Raw genomic sequence first — 5,526 nt, 5'->3', positions numbered from 1 at the left:
GCGTCCGCTCCTTGAGAACTCAACAGCGTGCCGAAAGTCAGTGCCAAGTAACAACCCCTTTGTGGGTTCCTTTGGTTGAGATTGATCGCGATCTGTCAGGTCGCGGTTCTCGGCCGGGTTTCAAGCATCTACGGAGAGTTTGATCCTGGCTCAGGACGAACGCTGGCGGCGTGCTTAACACATGCAAGTCGAACGGTGAACCCGCTTCGGTGGGGGATCAGTGGCGAACGGGTGAGTAACACGTGGGCAACCTGCCCCCGGCTCTGGGATAACCCCAAGAAATTGGGGCTAATACCGGATGTCCTCTGCTGGTCGCATGGCCGGTGGTGGAAAGATTTATCGGCTGGGGATGGGCCCGCGGCCTATCAGCTTGTTGGTGGGGTAGTGGCCTACCAAGGCGACGACGGGTAGCCGGCCTGAGAGGGTGACCGGCCACACTGGGACTGAGACACGGCCCAGACTCCTACGGGAGGCAGCAGTGGGGAATATTGCGCAATGGGCGGAAGCCTGACGCAGCGACGCCGCGTGGGGGATGACGGCCTTCGGGTTGTAAACCTCTTTCAGCAGGGACGAAGCCCTTGCGGGTGACGGTACCTGCAGAAGAAGCACCGGCCAACTACGTGCCAGCAGCCGCGGTAATACGTAGGGTGCAAGCGTTGTCCGGAATTATTGGGCGTAAAGAGCTCGTAGGCGGTTTGTCGCGTCGGCTGTGAAAACCCGGAGCTCAACTCCGGGCCTGCAGTCGATACGGGCAGACTTGAGTGTTGCAGGGGAGACTGGAATTCCTGGTGTAGCGGTGAAATGCGCAGATATCAGGAGGAACACCGGTGGCGAAGGCGGGTCTCTGGGCAACAACTGACGCTGAGGAGCGAAAGCGTGGGGAGCGAACAGGATTAGATACCCTGGTAGTCCACGCCGTAAACGTTGGGCGCTAGGTGTGGGGGCCATTCCACGGTCTCCGTGCCGCAGCTAACGCATTAAGCGCCCCGCCTGGGGAGTACGGCCGCAAGGCTAAAACTCAAAGGAATTGACGGGGGCCCGCACAAGCGGCGGAGCATGTTGCTTAATTCGATGCAACGCGAAGAACCTTACCTAGGCTTGACATGCACGGAAATCCGGTAGAGATATCGGGTCCGTAAGGGCCGTGCACAGGTGGTGCATGGTTGTCGTCAGCTCGTGTCGTGAGATGTTGGGTTAAGTCCCGCAACGAGCGCAACCCTCGTTCCATGTTGCCAGCACGTGATGGTGGGGACTCATGGGAGACTGCCGGGGTCAACTCGGAGGAAGGTGGGGATGACGTCAAATCATCATGCCCCTTATGTCTAGGGCTGCAAACATGCTACAATGGCCGGTACAAAGGGCTGCGATACCGTGAGGTGGAGCGAATCCCAAAAAGCCGGTCTCAGTTCGGATTGGGGTCTGCAACTCGACCCCATGAAGTTGGAGTCGCTAGTAATCGCAGATCAGCAACGCTGCGGTGAATACGTTCCCGGGCCTTGTACACACCGCCCGTCACGTCACGAAAGTCGGTAACGCCCGAAGCCGGTGGCCCAACCCGTTCGCGGGAGGGAGCCGTCGAAGGCGGGATCGGCGATTGGGACGAAGTCGTAACAAGGTAGCCGTACCGGAAGGTGCGGCTGGATCACCTCCTTTCTAAGGAGCGTCTCGCTCGGCGGCCCGTGAGGGGTGTCGGGTGCAGAGCCGTGCTCGGATCGTGATGGCCGCCCATCTGCGGGTGGTCGCGGGTGTTCGAGACGGTGCTCGAGGGTGGAACGCTGACCAGTTCGGCCGGCCGCGGTTCGCGGCCCGCTAGTACGACCTGCGTCCGTGGACGGGGGTGGGGAGGGCGGGTGCGCGGGGGTGGGGTCGGTCGTAGGCGCGCTGTTGGGTCCTGAGGGAGCGGGCCCGGGTGTCCATCCGCGTGGGTGGGGCCGGGGGTCGTTGTCTCGGGTGCCGGGGCCGGTCCGGTCTCGTACCGCCCACACCGGGGTGCAGGGGTGCCTGCGCGGTGTGGGGTCTGGCGGGGTGTGGTGGATCGGTGGCTGGTCGTTCGTTGAGAACTGCACAGTGGACGCGAGCATCTTCTGACTCTGATTGTTTGAGTTGTGTGTAGGACGTGTGGCCAAGTTGTTAAGGGCACACGGTGGATGCCTGGGCACCAGGAGCCGATGAAGGACGTAGGAGGCTGCGATAAGCCTCGGGGAGCTGCCAACCGAGCGTTGATCCGAGGATGTCCGAATGGGGGAACCCCGCACCAGTCATGTGGTGTGACCCGCGCCTGAACACATAGGGCGTGTGGAGGGAACGTGGGGAAGTGAAACATCTCAGTACCCACAGGAGAAGAAAACAACCGTGATTCCGTGAGTAGTGGCGAGCGAAAGCGGATGAGGCTAAACCGTTTCCATGTGAGACCCGGCAGGGGTTGTGGAAGCGGGGTCGTGGGAGCGTTCTGGCCCCTCTGCCGGGGGGTCGGGGAGTCATAAAGCGATGTGGTTAGTGGAAGGCCTCTGGAAGGGGTCGCCGAAGAGGGTGAGAGCCCCGTACACGAAAACCTGTCGTCTCCCGAGCGTTTTCCCAAGTAGCACCGAGCCCGTGGAATTCGGTGTGAATCCGGCGGGACCACCCGCTAAGCCTGAATACTCCCTGGTGACCGATAGCGGACGAGTACCGTGAGGGAAAGGTGAAAAGTACCCCGGGAGGGGAGTGAAATAGTACCTGAAACCGTGTGCCTACAAGCCGTGAGAGCCGTCGCACCCTCGGGTGGGTGGTGATTGCGTGCCTTTTGAAGAATGAGCCTGCGAGTTAGTGGTACGTGGCGAGGTTAACCCGTGGGGGGTAGCCGTAGCGAAAGCGAGTCCGAACAGGGCGATTGCTAGTCGCGTGCTCTAGACCCGAAGCCGAGTGATCTACCCATGGCCAGGTTGAAGCGCGGGTAAGACCGCGTGGAGGACCGAACCCACCAGGGTTGAAAACCTGGGGGATGAGCTGTGGGTAGGGGTGAAAGGCCAATCAAACTCGGTGATAGCTGGTTCTCCCCGAAATGCATTTAGGTGCAGCGTCGCGTGTTTCTTGCCGGAGGTAGAGCACTGGATGGCCGATGGGCCCCACAAGGTTACTGACGTCAACCAAACTCCGAATGCCGGTAAGTGAGAGCGCGGCAGTGAGACTGCGGGCGATAAGGTTCGTAGTCGAGAGGGAAACAGCCCAGATCATCGGCTAAGGCCCCTAAGCGTGTGCTAAGTGGAAAAGGATGTGGGATCGCAGAGACAACCAGGAGGTTGGCTTAGAAGCAGCCATCCTTGAAAGAGTGCGTAATAGCTCACTGGTCAAGTGGTTCCGCGCCGACAATGTAGCGGGGCTCAAGCACACCGCCGAAGCCGTGGCACTCACGCGTGGCCCGTCGGTTCCTCTCGGGGGGCCGGCCAGGTGCGTGGGTGGGTAGGGGAGCGTCGTGTGGCGGTGGAAGCGGCGGAGTGATCCAGCCGTGGACGCCACGCGAGTGAGAATGCAGGCATGAGTAGCGAGAGGGGAGTGAGAACCTCCCCCGCCGGAAGACCAAGGGTTCCTGGGCCAGGCTAATCCGCCCAGGGTGAGTCGGGACCTAAGGCGAGGCCGACAGGCGTAGTCGATGGACAACGGGTTGATATTCCCGTACCCGCGAAGGAGCGCCCATGCCGAACCCGGCGATGCTAACCACCCGAACCCGCCGCTCCTCTTTGGAGGAGGGGTGGGGGAGCGTGGGACCCGGACTGGTAGTAGGCAAGCGATGGGGTGACGCAGGAAGGTAGTCGGGCCGGTGAGTGGTAGGACCGGTGCAAGGGTGTGGCCCGCGGCGTAGGCAAATCCGCGCCGCAGACAGGGTGAGGCCTGACGCATAGCCGAGTGAGGCGAATTCGATGATCCTATGCTGCCGAGAAAAGCCTCTAGCGAGTTCCCAGCGGCCCGTACCCCAAACCAACTCAGGTGGTCAGGTAGAGAATACCGAGGCGATCGAGCGAACTGTGGTTAAGGAACTCGGCAAAATGCCCCCGTAACTTCGGGAGAAGGGGGACCGGAGCCCGTGCACGCCCTCGCGGTGGAAGCGGGAGCCGGTCGCAGAGACCAGTGAGAAGCGACTGTTTACTAAAAACACAGGTCCGTGCGAAGTCGTAAGACGATGTATACGGACTGACGCCTGCCCGGTGCTGGAACGTTAAGGGGACGGGTTAGCTCTTCGGGGCGAAGCTCAGAACTCAAGCGCCAGTAAACGGCGGTGGTAACTATAACCATCCTAAGGTAGCGAAATTCCTTGTCGGGTAAGTTCCGACCTGCACGAATGGCGTAACGACTTCTCAGCTGTCTCAACCACAGGCTCGGCGAAATTGCACTACGAGTAAAGATGCTCGTTACGCGCGGCAGGACGGAAAGACCCCGGGACCTTCACTACAGCTTGATATTGGTGTTCGGTTCGGCTTGTGTAGGATAGGTGGGAGACTGGGAAGCCGGCACGCCAGTGTCGGTGGAGTCGCCGTTGAAATACCACTCTGGTCGAATTGGATGTCTAACCTCGGTCCGTGATCCGGATCAGGAACAGTGTCAGGTGGGTAGTTTAACTGGGGCGGTTGCCTCCCAAAATGTAACGGAGGCGCCCAAAGGTTCCCTCAGCCTGGTTGGCAATCAGGTGGCGAGTGCAAGTGCACAAGGGAGCTTGACTGTGAGACCGACGGGTCGAGCAGGAGCGAAAGCTGGGACTAGTGACCCGGCACCGGCATGTGGAAGCGGTGTCGCTCAACGGATAAAAGGTACCCCGGGGATAACAGGCTGATCTTCCCCAAGAGTCCATATCGACGGGATGGTTTGGCACCTCGATGTCGGCTCGTCGCATCCTGGGGCTGGAGTAGGTCCCAAGGGTTGGGCTGTTCGCCCATTAAAGCGGTACGCGAGCTGGGTTTAGAACGTCGTGAGACAGTTCGGTCCCTATCCGCCGTGCGCGTAAGAGACTTGAGAAGAGCTGTCCCTAGTACGAGAGGACCGGGACGGACGAACCTCTGGTGTGCCAGTTGTACCGCCAGGTGCACGGCTGGTTGGCCACGTTCGGCAGGGATAACCGCTGAAAGCATCTAAGCGGGAAGCTCGCTTCAAGATGAGGTCTCTCACCCAGTTCATGGGGTAAGGCCCCCGCCCAGACCAGCGGGTTGATAGGCCGGAAGTGGAAGCACCGCGAGGTGTGCGAGCTGACCGGTACTAACAGGCCGAGGGCTTGACCACACGACCTGCACACCACCCACAACAGCAGGCCCGGTCAGAAGAAGCCGAACACGGCAAGCGCGTCCACTGTGCGGTTCTGAACGCAACGCACCACCCCCCACCCGCCCTCGTACCGGGCGGGCGGGGCCGGCGGCGGGTGCGCGTTCACCGTGTTACGGCGGTCATGGCGAGAGGGAAACGCCCGGTCCCATTCCGAACCCGGAAGCTAAGCCTCTCAGCGCCGATGGTACTGCCCCGGAGACGGGGTGGGAGAGTAGGACACCGCCGGACAACCATTCC

The 5,526-nt window shown here is 61.0% G+C and carries 3 rRNA genes; all 3 read left to right on the top strand.

Annotated elements, in window-relative coordinates:
• Nucleotides 1–127: 127 nt before the first annotated feature.
• The 3 genes from ACI8AC_RS25100 (at nt 128) to rrf (ending at nt 5,517) form a co-directional block, all read left to right on the top strand.
• Nucleotides 128–1,653, top strand: a 16S ribosomal RNA gene (locus ACI8AC_RS25100).
• A gap of 467 nt (nt 1,654–2,120) precedes the next feature.
• Nucleotides 2,121–5,247 (top strand): 23S ribosomal RNA (locus ACI8AC_RS25095).
• Nucleotides 5,248–5,400: 153 nt separating this feature from the next.
• Nucleotides 5,401–5,517, top strand: a 5S ribosomal RNA gene (gene rrf, locus ACI8AC_RS25090).
• The 16S, 23S and 5S rRNA genes sit together here, the layout of an rRNA operon.
• Nucleotides 5,518–5,526: the final 9 nt, after the last annotated feature.

This window comes from Geodermatophilus sp. SYSU D00758 (assembly GCF_054049955.1).
This window is presented reverse-complemented; position numbering and strand designations above follow the sequence as displayed.